20 protein-coding genes are annotated in these 17,417 nt (G+C 65.4%); 16 read left to right on the top strand and 4 right to left on the bottom strand.

Annotated elements, in window-relative coordinates; genetic code table 11:
* Positions 1 to 23: 23 nt before the first annotated feature.
* The 5 genes from ACX80I_RS01005 to ACX80I_RS00985 all read left to right on the top strand — a co-directional run bounded on the left by ACX80I_RS01005 (position 24) and on the right by ACX80I_RS00985 (position 3,096).
* Entirely contained in the window at positions 24 to 713 is a 690-nt protein-coding gene (locus ACX80I_RS01005; RefSeq protein ID WP_459343328.1) for a helix-turn-helix domain-containing protein, read from the top strand.
* 289 nt (positions 714 to 1,002) lie between these two features.
* Positions 1,003 to 1,641, top strand: coding sequence for a helix-turn-helix domain-containing protein (locus ACX80I_RS01000; RefSeq protein WP_459343327.1), 639 nt, complete (start codon positions 1,003 to 1,005; stop codon positions 1,639 to 1,641).
* Positions 1,642 to 1,905: 264 nt separating this feature from the next.
* The gene (locus ACX80I_RS00995) at positions 1,906 to 2,562 is read left to right on the top strand and encodes a hypothetical protein (protein WP_459343326.1); all 657 of its coding nucleotides are present in this window, start codon (positions 1,906 to 1,908) and stop codon (positions 2,560 to 2,562) included.
* Between the two features lie 29 nt (positions 2,563 to 2,591).
* Entirely contained in the window at positions 2,592 to 2,912 is a 321-nt protein-coding gene (locus ACX80I_RS00990) for a hypothetical protein (RefSeq protein ID WP_459343325.1), read from the top strand.
* Positions 2,905 to 3,096 (top strand): hypothetical protein, encoded by a 192-nt coding sequence (locus tag ACX80I_RS00985; RefSeq protein ID WP_459343324.1) that lies wholly within the window; start codon positions 2,905 to 2,907, stop codon positions 3,094 to 3,096. Before ACX80I_RS00990 ends, ACX80I_RS00985 begins: the two co-directional genes overlap by 8 nt.
* A 204-nt stretch (positions 3,097 to 3,300) precedes the next feature.
* On the opposite strand, the gene ACX80I_RS00980 is transcribed toward ACX80I_RS00985, so the two are convergent.
* Complete coding sequence (locus tag ACX80I_RS00980; protein WP_459343323.1) at positions 3,301 to 3,819, bottom strand: hypothetical protein; 519 nt, start codon at positions 3,817 to 3,819, stop codon at positions 3,301 to 3,303.
* Between the two features lie 100 nt (positions 3,820 to 3,919).
* Between ACX80I_RS00980 and ACX80I_RS00975 the strand changes: the two genes are divergently transcribed.
* Together ACX80I_RS00975 and ACX80I_RS00970 are read left to right on the top strand one after the other, a co-directional pair.
* Positions 3,920 to 5,080 (top strand): hypothetical protein, encoded by a 1,161-nt coding sequence (locus ACX80I_RS00975; protein WP_459343322.1) that lies wholly within the window; start codon positions 3,920 to 3,922, stop codon positions 5,078 to 5,080.
* A gap of 134 nt (positions 5,081 to 5,214) precedes the next feature.
* Positions 5,215 to 6,159 (top strand): alginate lyase family protein, encoded by a 945-nt coding sequence (locus ACX80I_RS00970; RefSeq protein WP_459343321.1) that lies wholly within the window; start codon positions 5,215 to 5,217, stop codon positions 6,157 to 6,159.
* Positions 6,160 to 6,161: 2 nt separating this feature from the next.
* Here the strand turns inward: ACX80I_RS00970 and ACX80I_RS00965 are convergent, their stop codons facing one another.
* Positions 6,162 to 8,249, bottom strand: a complete 2,088-nt coding sequence (locus ACX80I_RS00965; protein WP_459343320.1) for an acyltransferase family protein — start codon at positions 8,247 to 8,249, stop codon at positions 6,162 to 6,164.
* A 407-nt stretch (positions 8,250 to 8,656) separates the two neighbouring features.
* Here ACX80I_RS00965 and ACX80I_RS00960 point away from each other — a divergent pair, with 407 nt between their 5' ends.
* The 3 genes from ACX80I_RS00960 to ACX80I_RS00950 all read left to right on the top strand — a co-directional run bounded on the left by ACX80I_RS00960 (position 8,657) and on the right by ACX80I_RS00950 (position 10,004).
* Entirely contained in the window at positions 8,657 to 8,896 is a 240-nt protein-coding gene (locus ACX80I_RS00960) for a helix-turn-helix domain-containing protein (RefSeq protein ID WP_459343319.1), read from the top strand.
* A gap of 7 nt (positions 8,897 to 8,903) precedes the next feature.
* A complete protein-coding gene (locus ACX80I_RS00955; RefSeq protein WP_459343318.1) occupies positions 8,904 to 9,116 on the top strand; it encodes a helix-turn-helix transcriptional regulator in 213 nt (70 codons plus the stop codon).
* Positions 9,117 to 9,308: 192 nt separating this feature from the next.
* The gene (locus ACX80I_RS00950; RefSeq protein ID WP_459343317.1) at positions 9,309 to 10,004 is read left to right on the top strand and encodes a DUF8453 domain-containing protein; all 696 of its coding nucleotides are present in this window, start codon (positions 9,309 to 9,311) and stop codon (positions 10,002 to 10,004) included.
* Positions 10,005 to 10,282: 278 nt separating this feature from the next.
* Here ACX80I_RS00950 and ACX80I_RS00945 read toward each other — a convergent pair whose 3' ends face one another.
* Positions 10,283 to 10,726 carry a DUF6098 family protein gene (locus ACX80I_RS00945; RefSeq protein WP_459343316.1) on the bottom strand — a complete coding sequence of 148 codons (444 nt, stop codon included), beginning with the start codon at positions 10,724 to 10,726 and terminating at the stop codon, positions 10,283 to 10,285.
* 217 nt (positions 10,727 to 10,943) lie between these two features.
* On the opposite strand from ACX80I_RS00945, the gene ACX80I_RS00940 reads away from it, so the two are divergent.
* The 3 genes from ACX80I_RS00940 to ettA all read left to right on the top strand — a co-directional run bounded on the left by ACX80I_RS00940 (position 10,944) and on the right by ettA (position 14,023).
* Positions 10,944 to 11,534 (top strand): single-stranded DNA-binding protein, encoded by a 591-nt coding sequence (locus ACX80I_RS00940; RefSeq protein ID WP_459343315.1) that lies wholly within the window; start codon positions 10,944 to 10,946, stop codon positions 11,532 to 11,534.
* 138 nt (positions 11,535 to 11,672) lie between these two features.
* Positions 11,673 to 12,248, top strand: a complete 576-nt coding sequence (locus tag ACX80I_RS00935; protein ID WP_459343314.1) for a DUF6993 domain-containing protein — start codon at positions 11,673 to 11,675, stop codon at positions 12,246 to 12,248.
* 92 nt (positions 12,249 to 12,340) lie between these two features.
* Entirely contained in the window at positions 12,341 to 14,023 is a 1,683-nt protein-coding gene (ettA, locus tag ACX80I_RS00930; protein ID WP_459343313.1) for an energy-dependent translational throttle protein EttA, read from the top strand.
* Between the two features lie 132 nt (positions 14,024 to 14,155).
* On the opposite strand, the gene tesB is transcribed toward ettA, so the two are convergent.
* The gene (gene tesB / locus ACX80I_RS00925; protein ID WP_459343312.1) at positions 14,156 to 15,073 is read right to left on the bottom strand and encodes an acyl-CoA thioesterase II; all 918 of its coding nucleotides are present in this window, start codon (positions 15,071 to 15,073) and stop codon (positions 14,156 to 14,158) included.
* Positions 15,074 to 15,269: 196 nt separating this feature from the next.
* Here tesB and ACX80I_RS00920 point away from each other — a divergent pair, with 196 nt between their 5' ends.
* The 3 genes from ACX80I_RS00920 to ACX80I_RS00910 are packed head-to-tail and all read left to right on the top strand — an operon-like array spanning position 15,270 to position 17,369.
* Complete coding sequence (locus tag ACX80I_RS00920; RefSeq protein WP_459343311.1) at positions 15,270 to 15,734, top strand: acyl-CoA thioesterase; 465 nt, start codon at positions 15,270 to 15,272, stop codon at positions 15,732 to 15,734.
* 5 nt (positions 15,735 to 15,739) lie between these two features.
* Entirely contained in the window at positions 15,740 to 16,396 is a 657-nt protein-coding gene (locus ACX80I_RS00915) for a DUF8185 domain-containing protein (protein ID WP_459343310.1), read from the top strand.
* Positions 16,397 to 16,445: 49 nt separating this feature from the next.
* Positions 16,446 to 17,369: a metallophosphoesterase family protein gene (locus tag ACX80I_RS00910; RefSeq protein WP_459343309.1), complete on the top strand. Its 924-nt coding sequence runs from the start codon at positions 16,446 to 16,448 to the stop codon at positions 17,367 to 17,369.
* The last annotated feature ends 48 nt before the right edge of the window (positions 17,370 to 17,417 follow it).

The following is a 17,417-nucleotide window of genomic DNA, read 5'->3' as shown; positions in this document are numbered from 1 at the left end:
ACATACAGATTGGAGGGCGTGACGTGCAGGCCGAACGCCCCGACTTCATCGCCCTCCCCACGGGGCGCTTCGAATGGGAACGCATAGTCCGCCGGCTCATCGTGAAGCCCCCCAGCATCAAAATGGTCGGCCTCCTCATGGCCACCTACGCCAATAAGGACGGGAGCAGCGTGCGGCCCGGCCAGGCACGCCTCGCAGCGGTCATGGGAGCAAGCATCAGCACCGTCGATCGAGGGCAGCGTGAGCTCGAACGGCTGGGCTTCCTCGAGCTCGTCCGGCGAGGTCACTCACTGGGCCGAGGGAGCCAAAGGGGATACGCGAGCGAGTACAGGCTCACCCTGCCAAGCGACCTCATTGAACGGATCCCGATGCTCGATCCAGACGAGAAACACCCAGCACCAGTGACGGGTGATTCAGATAAGCACCCAGCACCCATGACGGGTGAATACACCGAAACACACGTCACCGGAGAAGAAATACCCGTCACTGGTGAAGAAACACACGTCATGGGTGCGGAAATACCCGTCACCCATGACGGCCCACCACTACACGACCACTACAACGACCAAAACAAGAAACATCAATCAAGCAAGGACACTGTTCCCTCACCAGGGGAGGACGGATGGAACTTGACTGCTGATGAATTTGAGAAGAAGGCCACCTGGCTAAATCCCGCCGCATGGGACAGCTGGCCGAACCGGGAGGCGTCATGAAAAGCCGAGACGACTGGAAAACCGAAGCCGAGACCTTCAAAGCCGCAGCACTCCGAGAACACACCCTCATGCGGCACTGGCAGGCCCGGGCACTCCAAGCCGAAGCCCGGCTCAAGCTCTACGACCAGAGAGAGGCAAACCGATGACCATCCATGCGTACGGTACGAATGCCTCCTACGCGCACGCACGCGTTGGTGCGTCACCCGTTTCCAACCGTGCGAACGAACCGGGCGGTACAGCTGACGATCGGTTTGACCAGTCGAAGGGGAAAACACGCGGGCGCGCATTGGTGCGTGAGATTCCCTCTGACCGGTCAGAACCGGACACACGCGGCATCGTTGCCGAGGATGAGGCCCTGTTCCTCGCTGAGGGGTTCGGCGCTTACCTGAGGGCGCTCCGCAAGCAGAACGGGTTGTCTCAGGAACGGGCGTCGAAGCTGAGCGGGCTGAGCGTCTCGCACATCAGCAAGCTCGAGCGCGGGCTCCGCAGGCCGGGCGTGCCGGCAGTGAAAGCCCTGGCGCGTGTCCTCGCCCCAGCAGGCGACGGTGAGGGCATGGAGCAGCGGCTCGCCGGTCTCGCAGGAGATTCCCTGCGAGACGGAGCGGACCGGAAGAAGCTTCAGGCGGAGAACCGGAACCGGCGTGAAGCTCTCGCTGACATGGAGAAGCACACGGCGAAGATTCGGAGATTGATCCGGCAGCAAGAGGCCCGTGGGCAGGTTGTCAGTGGCACGTTGCGAAGGATGCTCGAGCATGGCGAGCGGATGACCGCGAAGCTCAAAGCCACCCCCGAGCACAAGCCCGAGACGATCCCCGGTTTCGAGCCCACACGGGCCCCGGTCCGGCGCCCCGCCAGGAAGTTTTCCGGACGCCCCACACTCACCAATCTCGCCGCATTCCTGGACCGCGAGGAGGACGATGACGATTGACCGCCGAGGAGAAAAACCCGGACGAGTCACGGAGGCGTGCGCTCCTGTTCACCCTGTACCTCCACCTCGACGCCCAGGCAGCGAACCAAGCATGGGAGGAACAGTGAAAATCTCGACGATTCCATTGGGTTCACGTTGGCTGACCCTCCAAGTCGGATCTAGCCCGCCCCTACAGCCCAGCAACCACGCCGACAACGGCTCGCTGATACAGCGAATACCCAGTTCTCAGTACACCCAAACAAGACGCCCAGAGAGGCACACAGAATGACCATCGAACAGCACCTGCAGAACCTCGAAACACTCCGCGCCGGATACGGGCAGGCCATCCGCGATGCCGACCCGAACCTGACACGGGAGGGAGAGGAACGGCGCCAGGCCACGATCCGCGACCAGTACAAGCGCCGGCTGGACACCCTGACCGAGCAGTTCCGTGCAGCTGTGGCCGACGCCAAACGCGCAGGGACATCCGTGATCCCCAAGGCTCCTGCCGACACGTCCGCAGCGTGGAAGCGGGTGGAGATGCTCCTCGACGCTGGCGGCAGCCTGGCCGGGATCGTTGCGGAGGCGGACGCCACCACCCTGCACGCCATCGAGGAGTGGGGCGACACCTATCTGCAGGCGCAGGTGCTCAGGGCAAAGTTCACCGACCGCGACGCGATAACCAGGGTCGTAGACCCCGCCGCATTGAAGAACGGCGTCCGGCAGCGCTGGGCGCAGATCCTCGACGGGTACGCGCCGCAGATCATCCACGAGGGCATTAAGGCCGGGACGGCAGAAGCACAGTTCGACGTGACTGCCCGCAACCTGCAGGTCAGCCTGCACGGCAGCGACAGCCGCATGCGGGACGCCCGCGCATCACTCGCCGCCGGCTTCGCTGCCACGCCCCCAACACTTCCCGGAACCGGGAACAACGCTGCCTAAGCAGCAACCAACAATAAGAGGAGAACAGCATGACAACTCAGAAGAAGACCACCCTCGACAGCGACGTAACGAAGCCGTCCGTCACCCAGCCCGGCGACGGCCCGGCGGACACGACGGACCCGACACAGCGGGCCACGAGCGTCACCCCGCAGCCCGGCGAGGAGGCCCTCAAGGCCGGCACCGTGAACGCCGTCAGGCTGGTCCCCGGGCCCCCGCCGGCGCCGCCCATCGAGAACCCACGGATCGAGCGGTACACCACCATCGCCCCGAACGGTGACGAGGTCACCGTGACCCACAACCTCGACACCGGCGAGACGATCGTCGACAGGGGAGACGCCGCTGATGCCTGAGATTCCCTTGAGCCCGATCAACACGGTTCCCGTCGCGGCAGCAGTCACCACCGCGGAGGAGCACTACATCCGCCAGGCGGTAGCGGAGGACAGGCTTCCTAGCCTCGTGGCCGTGAATGGTGAGGTGTTGGTGAGCATCGATCAGGTACGCGAGCTGCAGCGCTCCGATGGCCTGAAGGCCTAGTTGCGATCGCAAGGGGAGGCATACCATTGCGCGGTGTGCCTCCCTTTCCTGTGCCCGAACGACTTGATCTGACGAGTCGCCCAGCTGGGTCGGCACTACTGACGTCATCCACTCTGCTAGTTGATTAGGGGTCAGATGTCATCGCTCAGGCAAGCGCCACATCGGGAGGAATGAGGCTGTGAGCACAGATTTGGTCTCAATGCATCAGAATTCACGCCGCACATCTATTGCAGGAAGCGGGACGTCGGATCGAGTGAAGCTGTTGTCTCGTGTAGTCCACACGACGGTGACCCATCGCCGTGCAGGGTCAGCATTTTCGGTGATGGAAAAGTCTGTGGTGCCACCTTTAGACAGGACGGTCACGCCATCAGCGTACATTTTTGGCTTTGTTTGCCCTTGTAGTGCGTGTACAGCTGCAAATTCGTGACCGACGTTCATCAGCGTGTAGTCCTCTTCGCTGGCAGCGCGTTCGATCGCCCAACCTGTCCGTTCTCGGTTTTCGCGCAGAAAGTCACGGCGGTTTTGAGCTCTAGCCAGTTCTATTGCAGTCTCTGCAAGTCGATTTGAGTCGACGGCCGCCCGTGAGGACTGTATGGAAGCCTCAGCACTGTCCTCTGCGTGTCTGTTTGCCCTTCTTGCTGCAGACGTTTGTGCGACGGAGACACCAACTGCCGCCAGGGATACGAGAAGCGCGGCAACTGCCGTTAGATCGGAGAGGTCCATGCGTGAAGACGGTAGCCAAAAAACGGGATTGCGGCGAGTTTGGTGTCCCATGAACCGGGAATGGTGGGGAGAAAGATCCGCCTAACCCAAGGAGCCAGCTATGCCCGATGTTTACTACCCGAGTATCACGGCCGGCGATGCCGCGTCGATCCAGTCGGACGGCTCGGTCGTCACAAGCATCGTCCCGCCCAACTCCTTCTTTCAGGTCTTCGAGCTCAGCGACACGGGGTACTCGGCCCCACTGACAATCAAGTCCACCTCGGGCCTCACGGATACGAAGGTGCCGGTCGGTGCCCTGCCGATCTTCCCGGACGTTTACGTGGTGTCCCCGAACTTCGCCCACCTCTGGAAGTCGGGGGACCTCGTGTTCCGCCGCGACTCCGCGGACGCGAAGGACAAGGCCGTCGCCGACGCTCTCGCAGCCGCGCAGGAGGCGGCATCCAACGCGGGTGCCGCCGCCGAAGCTGAACTGGCGGAGCGTATCGCTGCGGGCGAGTTCAAGGGGGACCCCGGGGCACCTGGATCGAACACAATTCCAACCGAGCAGGCCATTGCTTCACTGGCGGTGGTGCTGAACGCGGAAGTAAATGGGGTGTACCCGCCACGGCCGAATGGACCCGTTGTCGCCTGGGTGGGTTTCACCGACCCCGACGCCTTCATGGGCGAGAAGGACTACTGGGTGGACCTTGCCGCCCCAGCGCCCCTCACCCTGCCCGAGCTGAGGGCACTCTTCCTCGATCCGACGTCGAGCCTCACTACAGCGGCAGGTAACGGCATCGCTGCAGGCGCTTCTCTGTGGGTGCCAGCCACCGCATTCGCACCCGCCGTGGGAGCGCCCACTCTCAATGGCATCTCGTCCACTTACTTGGCGAACGTTGCTGCGTGGCGGTTTGACCCTGCCATCGTGGAAGCTGTGGCCGCGTCGGTGGTTGTCCCGCGGGGATGGGCGACGGCTAAGATCGCGCTGTTCTTCACCTCGATCGGCACTGGTGGGGGTTCGGTGAGGTTCATCGTGAACATGAACAGTCTCAATCCGGGCGCTTTGGTCTCCGCGTCTTCCCAGAACTTGGAGCCCAACATCGACATCCCGACAACGGCGAATACTGTCGGGCAGCTCGTCCCCGCTTCGAACAACAGCTACGCGGTCAACCCCGCTGTCCCTCTCCGGATTGCGGTGGGCAGGCGGGCCGACAACGCTACCTTCGACACGTGCCCCGACGACATCGGTTTCGTTGGGCTCATGCTGACGAGGCTTTCGTGACGAACCCGCAGCACGGAATCGTGAACGCTGCTGCTGTGCAGCGGATGAGGAAGCCGGAGAAGTTCGGCTCAGCCCCACTGCTGTCACCTAGCAGGTCGACGCGGGCGACAGCAGCACTGTCCACTAACGCTGGCGTGCAGCAGTCCTACGCGGCACTCACGGGCGAATACGCGCTCTCCCGCACCCCCGCCGGGCCCATCAACCCGTTCACTATCCCCAACGTCTACACGGACCCTCAGGGCAGTGGCGAGGCGGTCGTCAAGATCCGGTATGACGGTGTGGCGGCGTTGAACTTCGCCATCCGCTACCGGCTCACCGGGGACGAGTCAGCTGCTGTCGCGGCACGGAACCAGATCGCCCCTTGGTTGACGGTTACCGGGTTCGACGCACCGGCCGGGTCGGACACCCGTTTGGTGTGGTCGGACACGTGGCCCTTCTTCATTGCTGCGGGCATGATGATCGAGCAGTCTGAGGCTTGGACAGAAGGGGACCACGCCGCACTGAAGGCCCTGACCCAGTTGTCGCTCGACCTTGGAATCACGACCCTCACCTACCCGAGTAACCAGGGCGCGTGGGGCACGTTCCTCGAGTTCGCCGCCGCCGCCCTGCTGAAGGATGAGGCCCGGTTCCTGCGGACCGAACGAGAGTGGCGTGGCACATTCTCGGCTTACGTCCATGACAACATCCCCACGCACGAGGTCTACAGGCAGGGAGGAACGCAGGGCAACGGCAGCTCTGGGTTGTTCTACTCGAACTTCCTGCTGTGCGCCCTGACTTTCGGCGCGGAGTGGGCGAGGACGAACGGGGTGTGGCTGTACGACTACGTCGCCCCGGACGGGTCGTCGCTGCGGGGCTTGTACGAGAACGTTGCCCGGTGGACCAGGTCGCCAGCAACGTTCTCGTACAACACGTCAGGATCGGTTTCCGTGGTGTCCGAGATCCAGGGGCACTACGAGATCCTGCATGCACTGTGGCCGAATGCTGACGCGGCGTGGCTGCTCGCGAATGTGCCTGTCGTTGACCGGTATGGGTTCCGATATCTGACGTTGACGCACCGTGGGCAGCCCTTGCGTGGGTGAGCTTATGAGCCGAGCAGCGGTGCGACCCGGTCTGCGATGTGATCATCGAGCGTGCGGGCGTAAGTTGCGGTGATGTGGTTGTTGTCCCGGTAGACGAGGATCCCCTCGATCACCGCCGGGCAACGCCCATCAGCACAGAACGCGTCCGACAGGTCGACGATATTCACCTCATTGTTGAAGTCCCTCGCCCGCATTTCGGGTCCATCCGACCAGAGGATCTCATCCGAGGGAAGAGCGCATTCGCTGAGCTTGTCCGGGTTCGCTGCGACACAGTCCGGGATCTGCACATCGGGGCGTGGCGTCATCCGGACCGCGGATACCGGGACTCCAGCGTCTTGGAGGGTCCGCCACTGTTCGTTCAGGTTATCCGCGATGGGCTGCTTGCTTTCCTCAAAGGACAGCACCGTGCCGTCCTCCTGGAATACCCGGTAGCGGCTGTTCGCGATGACCACCAGGGCTGGCTTTTCCTCTGTCAGCTTGGCCGTGACGTTTGCGACCCATTCGTTGCATTCGGTGTAGGCCGTACCTTCGTACTCCGTGGGGATGCTGACGAACGGGCAGGCACCTTTCGTGTAGGTGTCCAGTCGGTAGCCGTTCTGTCCGGCGAAGGCGTTGAAGCCGGGCGCGAGCATGGCGGCGTGGGAGTCTCCGATCAGGGCGATGACCTTCTCGCCGGCGGGGTCTCCAAAGGGGCACATCTTTGGTTCTACGTTGGCGCGGTCGTTCATGCACCCGTTCTGGTTGATGACCGGGGTATCCGCGGCCGCGTTCGTCGCAGCGGGGCTGATCGTTGCGAACGAGTCCTTGACGACAAGGGGCGCGCCGGCGGCCAAAAGCTCGGCGCCGACGGGCGTAGCTTCAGCACCTGCGATCGGCTTCTGCACGAACTCGACTGTGGACTGCGGGGGCACAGGCGGGACAGCGGCCATGAGAATTACAGCGGCTACTGCGGGGAACAGGGACAGCAAAAATCCGGTCCCAATTTTCGAGCCGTGGTAGTCCTTGATGGCTTCCTGGGCTCGCAGTTCAAGGTATCGGTAGCTGAGGAACGCGGGAACCACCGACGCAAGGATGATTATCGTCCCAGTAATCGGGGTGATGCCGCCGATCAGTTCTCCGATGATCACGAGCATGGGCCAGTGCCAGAGGTACAGGGAGTAAGAGATGGAGCCAATGAACACCATGAAGCGTCGGTTCAGCAGCAGGCCGACGCCGGCATTCCCACCGGCCTGGCCTCCCCATAGCACGGCAGCGGCGCCGAGGGTCGGCAGGAGCGCGGTGTAGCTCGGGAACGGCAGGGCGCCTGTGTAGGTGAAGGCAGCGAACCCGATGGCGGCGAGGCCCGCCCATCCGAGGCTGGCGGCGAGGATCTTCGGCGGCTGAGATCCCTTACTCGCGGCAATGGCAAGCCCTGCGCCGATGGCAAGCTCCCACATACGGGTTGTGGTGACGAAGTAAGCGCCGCCCGGGTTTGCGACGGTGTAGTAGACAGACCATGCCAGTGAGGGAAGCCCGACGAGGGCAACGGCGAAAAGCAGCCCTTTTTGCAGGCTCGCGTTGAGCCGAAGGCACAGTGCCCCGACGGCGAGCAGTAGTGCTGGCCAAACGATGTAGAACTGCTCTTCAACTGCGAGGGACCAGAAGTGCTGAAGTGGGCTGGAAGCCTGGTCTTGAGCGAGGTAATCGACCGACGATTCGGCAAAGAGCCAGTTCACGTAGTAGAGCGTGCTCGCGAAGACGTCTCTACCAACGGCGACCCACCGAGTCTCGGGAAGCAGTAGCCAAGTGGCGATGGCAGTCGCTAGGAGGGTGACAGTAGCTGCTGGCAGGATGCGCGCAATCCGTCGTACGTAGAAGTTCTTGAGCGAGAGAGTCCCGTCGCGGCGCAGCTCCCTGACGATGCCTCCTGTGATGAGGAATCCGCTGATCACGAAAAACACGTCAACGCCAACGAACCCGCCGGGCATGAAGGGGAGCTCGGCGTGGTACAGCAGGACGATGCCTACGGCGATCGCTCGCAGGCCTTGTACGTCCTTACGGAAGTTATTGGGCTTGGCAGGAGCTTCCTGCCGACGTCGTCGCGCAGGCATGCGAAGAAGAGTGTTTGCCACGAGAGTTACCCCCAGAGAGACCGATCGCAGCTCCCAGCGCTGCTCCGCTCATCGTACCGCCCCCGCTGTCATCCGCCGGCAGATCGAGGAGCGACGGCGGCACCGGAACGGGTGATCCTCCGGTGATGGGCCGGCAGCTAGAAGTTCTTCTGAAGCCAGTCCTCATGGCACTCCGCTGAGCAGAAGGCGCCTGCCTCATCATCCCGCAGCGGTTTGGTGCAGTTCCGGCACTGGCCACGCCTCAATTTCGACCGGGCCCGGAACCTCGCGAGAGCTTCCACAATTCCCATCCCAAGATGATAGATCCCGCGGGCCGACTCACCCCTCGGAGAGGGTAGGGCTACCTTCTGCGAAAGGGCGAGGCGGCACTTCGTTGTGACAAGCGAATGCAACTGGGTAGTTTCACCTGCATGCCCAAACACGACACTCGTCCGGACCTCACTGTCAGAGAGGTTGCCGGGCTCACCAGCCAGTCGATCGACACGATCCAGCAACTCGTCCGCCAGGGCCGATTCCCGGGCGCCTACAAGGGCGGAGCAGGCGCCAAAAACTCTCCGACACGCATCCCTTCCAGCGCCCTCGATCACTATCGAGCTACTCAGCCTTCCGCCGGTGGCCACAGCTAGCCACTCCATGGAAAGCAATCAACTGACCGTCCTCACCGTGCAGGAAGCAGCCGCCATCCTGCACCGGTCGCCGGCCACCCTCAAGGACTGGCGCTACAAGCAGATCGGTCCCCGGTACGTCCGCCTCGGGTACAAGGCCATCGGCTACCGACCCGAAGACATCGAAGCGTTCATCGAGGCGGCTGCCATAACGCCTGGCAGGAACGTGGCGCCGCGCTGACCCCGCGTGCAGGGGAGGGGCGAGGGTGCTCACCCTGTGCTTACGCGGCAGAAGTAGCCAGTAATCACGCGGCCTAGCGCCATGCCGGCTGATTCCCAATCAACCGGCGTTGGTCCACGCTGATCCCCTTGCGGCAGTACCCGAGCGGTACCCCCGCACGAGTTGGCGGGGTCTGAAAGGTACGGTGATCGGATGATCAAAAGAGACACCGTAACCTGCGAGTTGGTGCCGGACGCTGTTAAAAACGACGAGTTGTCGTGCTCCGTCCCGCCGCTCGAGCATCTGCAGTTGTGGTCCACCGTTAGCGACGTGTCGACCGCCCTACTGACGCTGCTCCTCGTGGTGCTAGCAGCGTGGGCGGGAGTTACCGCGGTCCGAACTCTCAACCAGACCCGGCAAAACAGCATTGACCAGACTCGTCCGTACATCTTTGCCCAGGTAGTGCCGAGCATTGCCGGTAGATCCGTCTACGACCTCGTCGTGCAGAACACCGGGCAGTCCACGGCGGAGAACCTCACCATCTCTTGCCCGCAGTTTCCCGAAGAGCCTGACCGGATCGCCGGCCCGATCGGCAAGCTCTTCGAAATCCAGCACGTACTCCCGCCCGGAACTCGGCTGCGAACCTTCTGGCACTTCGATGATGTAGGGCGGAACTGGAGCGACGGAGAAGGTCCCCTAGGCATGCCTCGGCAGGCCGACGTCGTCGTCGCCTACAAGGGCCCAGATGGCAGTTATACGGACACGTTCCCGGTGAACATCGATGTGTATGCAATGGCACCGGTGGCTAGGTCAGGGCACGACGTTCCGTCCGGTCTCTCAAATGGCGAGAAGAATCTCCACAGGATGCTTGCGGTAATCGCCCAAAACATTGCGGAGCTCGGACGCTAGCAGGTGGCCGACTGGCCAACACTTACCCAACGGAAACGATGGTTAGTGACGGGCGTCAGTGAACGACAGGCAATGTAGTTTTGGCCTTTTCCCCCGCAAATACAGGAACTAGCACGAACATCGGGAACTGGTGAAAAGTGCGGTCCGCTAATCCTCTGGTCGCAGGTTCGAATCCTGCCGGGGGCACAGGATGAGGGCCGGACGCCGAGGCGTCCGGCCCTCTGCATTCTCCGTCCCTCAGTTCCCCGAGAGCCCGGCCACCCGAGAGTCCGGCCGGACTACGGGCGGTTGCCGGTATCAAATCTCTCGTCGTACACGCGCCCGGCCTCGTGCAGAAGGTCCTCGTGCAGCCGGCCGAGCGGCTTCACGTCGGTGAGGAGCGGCTCGCAGTCAGGGCCCCGCCCCACGCATCGTCCCGTCAGCACCCAGGGAAATCTCTCCTCTTCCTCCGACAGGTGCCGGTACTGGCAGATCTGGCGTGCCAGCCAGTCCTCGAGCGGGCGCGTCCACCACTGCTCGGGGGTCAGCGGGTTGACGGACAGCCCCGGCAGGGCGAGCCCGCTTTCGCCGTCCTCACTGGTCGAGTCCCTGTCCGCCTCGAAGCCGCATGAGTAGCGGAGGTAGAGCGTCTCCGCGCCCTGCACGAGGTCGGCCAGTTCGCTGAGGGTGCCGATGACGCGATCGTCGGTCCCGGTGGTCTGGGGAGGTGTCGCTGTGTCCATACCTCAACGCTAGGAACGGTTGCCCGTGCGCCTCAAGCGGTGATTGGTACCCCTGCACCACTTCCACCCCGTGTGCTGTTCACCTAGGGCCGTCCGATCGGGCCGTCCACGCGGTTATCAACATAGGACGGTCCCTCCCTCCCCGCTACGGGCGCCGCACCGAGACTTGAGCCGGGCCGCAGGCATTGCCGCCCTCTCGGCAACGGAAGGACAGATCATGACCGACATCATCACCGTGCGGGGCTATGTCGCCACAGAGGTGCGGCTGACCGTGGCATCGAGCGGCCTGGCCATCACGGGTTTCCGCATGTGCTCAACCGAGCGCCGCTTCGACAGGGAAACCGGTACGTGGGTGGACGGCCACACGAACTGGTACTCCGTCTCGATGTTCCGGCAGCTCGCGACCAACGCAGGAGCCAGCATCAAGAAGGGGGATCGCGTGATCGTCACCGGGCGTCTCAAGGTGCGGCCGTGGAGCAACGCCGACGGACGGACGGGCACGTCCGTCGAGATCGAGGCCGACACTGCCGGCCACGACCTGATGTGGGGCACAGCGAACTTCATCAGGACGGCGGCCAACCGGAGCGAGGCGCCGACGGCCACCGACGACCATGCGGCCGCCCTTCCCGCTGACGCCGGTGTCCCGGACGGTGTGGATACCGCCACCGGAGAGGTGTACGGCGACGGGCCCGGTCTCGGCCCGGACGGCGAGGCCGGGCCGGAGGATGACGCAGGAGACGGCGCCGGGATCGGGCAAGACGCGAAGGACCGCGACGAACTGCTCGAAGCAACGGGTGCCCCGTTCTAGCGAGGACGTCGTCGCGCGGGTGCCCTAACCGGGATGCCGACCCGGCGCTGGTGTGACGCCGGTGTGATGCCGGCCCGATGGCGTCCTGTTGCAGGTGTGATGCCGGGCAGGATGTCGCGTGCGTGGCAGGATGAACGGGTGACCACTGCCCCTCCCGCGAAACCGCAGCACCGGGCGCCCGCCTGGCGCCGTACCGTCGCCGCGCTCGCGGCGGGTGCTGCCCTCGCGCTCACCTCCTGCGCGGCATCACCCGCACCGTCGCCGGATGCCCTGACCGACAGCAGTGCCCTGCCCCCGACTGCCGCGGCCGCCGACCCTGCCACCGCTTCGGGACAGCCGGCCGAGGCCGCACCAGCGCCGGCCGATGCTGAGCCGGCGCCGTCCGCGGTACCCTCATCGCCGGCTGCGGACGCCCCAGGGATCGCGGCAGCCGTCGAGGCCGCCCTGCGAACGGTGGCCGCAAGCCAGGACTCGGTGTCGGGCGACCAGGTCCGGGGCGCCATCGAGCAGGGCTTCGCCGACGCCGGGTCGGTGCCCGAGGACGTGGAGGTGTCGATCGACCGGACGCCGACAGGGCTCGACGTCGACGCCATCCAGGGTGCCGGGCGCACCGGTGGAACATGCATCGTGGGAGAGGTGCGCGAGGGTGCCGTGTCCGTGGCGGTGCTTCCCGCGCTCGCCTCCGGCCTGTGTTTCGTCGGCGACCAGCGATAGCAGCTTCACCGGACACCGTCCCGGCCGTGACGGGCCGGGTCCGGAGTCCGCCAAATGTGAGATCGGGCTAGGCAAGCACTAGCCTTAGGTGTATGGCGGAATTTATCTACACAATGACCAAGGCCCGCAAGGCCGTTGGCGACAAAGTAATCCTCGACGACGTGAGCATGTCCTTCTTCCCTGGCGCGAAGATCGGCGTCGTCGGACCGAATGGTGCCGGTAAGTCCACCATCCTCAAGATCATGGCGGGCCTCGACACCCCCTCGAACGGTGAAGCGCGCCTCAGCCCCGGCTACACGGTCGGCATCCTCCTGCAGGAACCGCCCCTGAACGAGGAGAAGACCGTACTCGGCAACGTCCAGGAGGGCGTGGGGGAGATCTACGGGAAGATCCAGCGGTTCAACGAGATCTCCGAAGAGATGGCCAGCCCGGACGCGGATTACGACACGCTGCTCGACGAGATGGGCAAGCTCCAGGAGGCCATCGACGCTGCCGACGCCTGGGACCTCGACTCCCAGCTCGAGCAGGCCATGGACGCGCTGCGCTGCCCGCCTGCGGATGCCGATGTCCGCGTGCTGTCCGGAGGTGAGCGCCGCCGCGTCGCGCTCTGCAAGCTGCTGCTGCAGAAGCCGGACCTCCTGCTCCTCGACGAGCCCACCAACCACCTGGACGCCGAGAGCGTGCTCTGGCTGGAGCAGCACCTCTCCTCCTACGCGGGCGCCGTCCTGGCCGTCACCCACGACCGGTACTTCCTCGACCACGTCGCGGAATGGATCGCCGAAGTGGACCGCGGTCACCTGTACCCGTACGAGGGGAATTACTCCACCTACCTCGAGAAGAAGCGCGCGCGCCTCGAGGTCCAGGGCAAGAAGGACCAGAAGCTCTCGAAGCGCCTGACCGAGGAGCTCGAGTGGGTCCGCTCCAACGCCAAGGGACGCCAGACGAAGTCCAAGGCACGCCTGAACCGCTACGAGGAGATGGCCGCCGAGGCCGAGCGTACGCGGAAGCTCGATTTCGAGGAGATCCAGATCCCGCCGGGCCCACGGCTCGGGAGCCAGGTCATCGAGGCCCACGACCTGCGCAAGGGCTTCGACGACCGCATCCTCATCGACGGACTGTCCTTCTCCCTGCCGCGCAACGGAATCGTCGGTGTCATCGGCCCGAACGGTGTCGGCAAGACCACCCTGTTCAAGACCATCGTGGGGCTCGAGCCCCTCGACGGCGGCGAACTGCGGATCGGCGAGTCGGTGAAGATCTCGTACGTGGATCAGTCACGCGGCGGGATCGATCCCAACAAGTCGCTGTGGGAGGTCGTGTCCGACGGGCTGGACTTCATCCAGGTCGGCCAGGTCGAGATGCCGTCCCGCGCCTACGTCTCGGCCTTCGGCTTCAAGGGTCCGGACCAGCAGAAGAAGGCCGGTGTGCTCTCCGGTGGTGAGCGCAACCGCCTGAACCTCGCTCTGACCCTGAAGCAGGGCGGCAATCTGCTGCTCCTCGACGAGCCCACCAACGACCTCGACGTCGAGACGCTCTCGAGCCTGGAGAACGCGCTGCTCGAGTTCCCCGGCTGCGCCGTCGTCGTGTCGCACGACCGGTGGTTCCTCGACCGGGTCGCGACACACATCCTGTCCTACGAGGGCACCGAGGAGGACCCGGACACCTGGTACTGGTTCGAGGGCAACTTCGACGCCTACGAGCAGAACAAGGTGGAACGGCTCGGCCCCGATGCCGCCAAGCCGCACCGCGTCACCCACCGCCGCCTCACGCGCGACTAGGGTCGCCCGGACCGGAACCGGAACGGAACCGGAGCGGAACCACGCTAAGGGGCACACGGCTGGCCGTGTGCCCCTTCCCGTGTCCGGGGATGCCCCGTCCGCGGGGACGGATACGCGTGCCGCCGAGCGTCCTCAGGCAGGAGGGACCCGGACCATGCCCTCCTGCGCCACGCTCGCCACGAGCTCTCCGCTGCGGTTGTAGATCCGTCCGGCGGCCAGCCCGCGCGCGCCGGACGCGCTCGGCGAACTCTGGACGTACAGCAGCCAGTCGTCCACGCGCACCGGGCGATGCCACCACATGGCGTGGTCGAGGCTGGCGACGTTCATGCCGGGCTGGATCCAGGTGAGGCCGTGCGGTCGCAGGATCGACTCCAGCAGGGTGTAGTCGCTCGCGTACGCCAGGGCGGCGCGGTGCAGGTTCGGGTCGTCGGGCATCGGCCCCAGGCTCTTCATCCAGACCGCGTTGCGCGGTTCGCGTGAACCCTCGTTGGACAGGTACAGCGGCGCATCGATGTGCCGGATGTCGAACGGTCGGTCGAAGGCCCAGGCCTGGGCGACCGGATGGTCGAAGCCGCCGAGGAGTTCGGCGGTCGACGGCAGGCTTTCGGGGTCGGGCACGCCGGCCGGCATCGTGTCCTGGTGGGTGATGCCCTCGTCGGGCTCCTGGAAGGACGCGATCATCGACAGGATGGGCACGCCGTTCTGGTAGGCATGCGTGCGGCGGGCCGAGAACGACCGGCCGTCGCGCAGGCGCTGCACTCCGAAGGTGATGGGCTGGTCCGCGTCGCCGGCGCGCAGGAAGTAGCCGTGCATCGAGTGGACGGCCCGGCTGGGCTCCACGGTACGCATCGCTGCGATGAGCGACTGCGCGAGCACCTGGCCACCGAAGACGCGCCGGCCCGGCTGCCGTGCCGAGGTCCCGACGAAGATCTCCTCGTCCGTCTGTGCCCCCTCCGCGCTGCCCAGGTCGAGGAGGTCCAGGAGCGCCGCGGTGGGGTCCTTCCTCCGCTGTCCTGCCGGTGCTTCAGCTGATGGCGCATGGTCTGCCATGGTTCGATGTCTCCTCGTGGACAGGTAAGAGCGTCGCGGTGCGCCGCTGCAGGCGGCGCCTGGCACGTACTGACAGTAGACGCCGCCCCAGTCTCGCTCAACACGGCGCAGGGCGGACGGATGGCATTGCTCACACCCGGTGCCCTGCGGGCGCGCGGAATGGCTCGCAGGAAGCAGATCTTGAGAGGATGGCCGTATGTCTCCGGTGCACACCCTTCCCCTCCAGCTGCGGTTCGGCGACGAGGATTCCTACGGCCACGTGAACAACGTGCGCTTCCTCCAGTTCCTCGAGGACGCGCGCGTGCTGCTGATGAGCCGGCCCCGGCCGGGAGGATCCTTCCTGGACCTGATCGACCCCGACCACTACACGCTCGTGGGCCGCCAGGAGATCGAATATCGTGCGCCCCTGAACTTCAGCACGACGCCGGCCGCCGTCGATCTCTGGGTGACCGCGGTAGGGGGCTCCAGCTTCGACCTGGGCTACGCCGTCCGGGACCGGGTCGACGCCGAGGGAAGCACCACCAGCGCGATCGCGGCGACCACCATGGTGCTCGTCAGCCGCAGCACCGGGCGGCCCGTGCGCCTGTCCGGACCCCAGAAGGACATTCTTTCGTCCTGGGCGGGCCCGGCCGTCCCGTTCCGTCGCGCCCGCGGGAAGTAGGACGCATGGCATCCTCATCCCTGCGCTTCGCGGACTCCGCTTCGGTCGCGGACTTCCGGACGTTCACCGCGCGGGCGCGCGCCAATGATGATGGCGGCATGCGCCTGCTCACCGTCGGTCGCGTCCTCGCGGCGTACGTGTGCACCCTCCGCCCCACCGTGCTGGGAGAAGCCGTCCCCACGGTGCTCGGGCTCCGGACCATGGCACTCGAGGGCGATGCCGACGTCGACGTCACCGTCTCGCTGGGCTCCGTCCTCGACAGGCTCGCGCGCATGCACGACGGCGACCTCGAGTTCCCCGTCCCTACCGTGACGGTAACGGAGAACTGGGCAGGGATCCTTCCGCCGCGCTCCGGCTGGGCGCACGCCGGGACCGTGCCGTCGGACACCCTGGAGCAGGCGGCGAAGGACGGCATCGGCGAGGTCGCCCGGAGCCTCCCCGAGCGTGCTGGCGCGCCGCTGGTCAGCAGTGCGCGCACGGCGGTCTGGGGACGTCCGCTCGCGGGAGTTCCCGGAGCGGTCCAGGCGGGAGCCGCCTTCGGGGCCTTCAGCCTGGGGTTCCTCGAGCCCGGCGCGGAGGCGACCGTCCACACCAATGGCCGCTGGTCCCGCCTCAGTACCGGCCGGGGCCACGTCCTGGTGCGTGCGGCTGCCGTTCTCTGAGTCGCAGATCGGCCTGGCGGGACTTCCGCCCACCGCGCACACTGGGTCCATGGCGCCCCGGCGAGCCGCACTCATCCTGGGACTGGGACTGGGCTTCGTGCTGGCATGCGCCGCCGTCGTGATGGCGGTGCTGCACGGGCCATCGTTCATCGAGTCCCTCGTCGCCCGGGAGCGGCCTGCAGCCCATGCCGGCGAGCCCGTTCCCCCCGTTCCCGAACCACCCCTGGTGCGCCTGGCGATTGCCGGAGACACCGGGACCGGAGACGCCGCCGAATACGCCACCGTCGATCGCATGGTCGCTGAGAGCGGGGAGTTCCCCTACGATGCGCTGCTCCTGCTCGGGGACCTGATCTACGAGGAAGGAGGAGCGGAGCTGACCGACCGCCTCGTCTCCCAACCGTTCGCCCCGATCATCGACGGCGGTGCCGAACTGCTGCCCGTACTCGGGAACCATGATTACCTCGAGGGTGCACAGCAGCAGATCCTCGAACGGCTCGGACGCCAGAGCCCCTGGTACGCCGAACAGGTGGGCCCGCTGCGGGTCATCGTGCTGGATTCCACGCGCGTGGAGGACGAGGAACAGACGCGGTGGCTCCGCGCGACGCTGGCCGATGGACAGTCCCCGGGAACCTGGACGGTGGTCGCGATGCACCACCCGGCGTACTCCGCCGGCCGCCACGGGTCCAACCGGGCCGTTCGCGACGCGTGGAGTCCCCTGTTCGCCGCAGCGCACGTGCCGCTGGTACTGGCCGGTCACGACCACGACTACCAGCGTTCGACACCCCAGGACGGCGTCACCTATGTCATCTCGGGAGCGGGCGCGAAAGTGCGCTCGACCGGAAGCCGGGACTTCACAGCGGTGAGCAGTTCCACGCTGCACTACGTCGACCTGCTGGTCTACGAGGACCGCCTCGTCGGCAGGGCGATCGACCCGTCGGGCAGCCTCGTCGACAACTTCACCATCGTCCGATGAGTCCGCGCGCAGCCCCCGGCGTCATACGCCGTGCTGCCGGAACGACTG

This window comes from Arthrobacter rhamnosi (genome assembly GCF_054510855.1).
This window is presented reverse-complemented; position numbering and strand designations above follow the sequence as displayed.

What these genes read in the sequence shown, in the direction of transcription:
- ACX80I_RS00995 (WP_459343326.1), top strand. Translation starts at nt 1,906, where the DNA reads ATGACCATCGAACAGCACCTGCAGAACCTCGAAACACTCCGCGCCGGA.
- ACX80I_RS00990 (WP_459343325.1), top strand. Translation starts at nt 2,592, where the DNA reads ATGACAACTCAGAAGAAGACCACCCTCGACAGCGACGTAACGAAGCCG.
- ACX80I_RS00985 (WP_459343324.1), top strand. Translation starts at nt 2,905, where the DNA reads ATGCCTGAGATTCCCTTGAGCCCGATCAACACGGTTCCCGTCGCGGCA.
- ACX80I_RS00980 (WP_459343323.1), bottom strand. Translation starts at nt 3,819, where the DNA reads ATGGACCTCTCCGATCTAACGGCAGTTGCCGCGCTTCTCGTATCCCTG.
- ACX80I_RS00975 (WP_459343322.1), top strand. Translation starts at nt 3,920, where the DNA reads ATGCCCGATGTTTACTACCCGAGTATCACGGCCGGCGATGCCGCGTCG.
- ACX80I_RS00965 (WP_459343320.1), bottom strand. Translation starts at nt 8,249, where the DNA reads ATGCCTGCGCGACGACGTCGGCAGGAAGCTCCTGCCAAGCCCAATAAC.
- ACX80I_RS00960 (WP_459343319.1), top strand. Translation starts at nt 8,657, where the DNA reads ATGCAACTGGGTAGTTTCACCTGCATGCCCAAACACGACACTCGTCCG.
- ACX80I_RS00955 (WP_459343318.1), top strand. Translation starts at nt 8,904, where the DNA reads ATGGAAAGCAATCAACTGACCGTCCTCACCGTGCAGGAAGCAGCCGCC.
- ACX80I_RS00950 (WP_459343317.1), top strand. Translation starts at nt 9,309, where the DNA reads ATGATCAAAAGAGACACCGTAACCTGCGAGTTGGTGCCGGACGCTGTT.
- ACX80I_RS00945 (WP_459343316.1), bottom strand. Translation starts at nt 10,726, where the DNA reads ATGGACACAGCGACACCTCCCCAGACCACCGGGACCGACGATCGCGTC.
- ACX80I_RS00940 (WP_459343315.1), top strand. Translation starts at nt 10,944, where the DNA reads ATGACCGACATCATCACCGTGCGGGGCTATGTCGCCACAGAGGTGCGG.
- ettA (WP_459343313.1), top strand. Translation starts at nt 12,341, where the DNA reads ATGGCGGAATTTATCTACACAATGACCAAGGCCCGCAAGGCCGTTGGC.
- tesB (WP_459343312.1), bottom strand. Translation starts at nt 15,073, where the DNA reads ATGGCAGACCATGCGCCATCAGCTGAAGCACCGGCAGGACAGCGGAGG.
- ACX80I_RS00920 (WP_459343311.1), top strand. Translation starts at nt 15,270, where the DNA reads ATGTCTCCGGTGCACACCCTTCCCCTCCAGCTGCGGTTCGGCGACGAG.
- ACX80I_RS00915 (WP_459343310.1), top strand. Translation starts at nt 15,740, where the DNA reads ATGGCATCCTCATCCCTGCGCTTCGCGGACTCCGCTTCGGTCGCGGAC.
- ACX80I_RS00910 (WP_459343309.1), top strand. Translation starts at nt 16,446, where the DNA reads ATGGCGCCCCGGCGAGCCGCACTCATCCTGGGACTGGGACTGGGCTTC.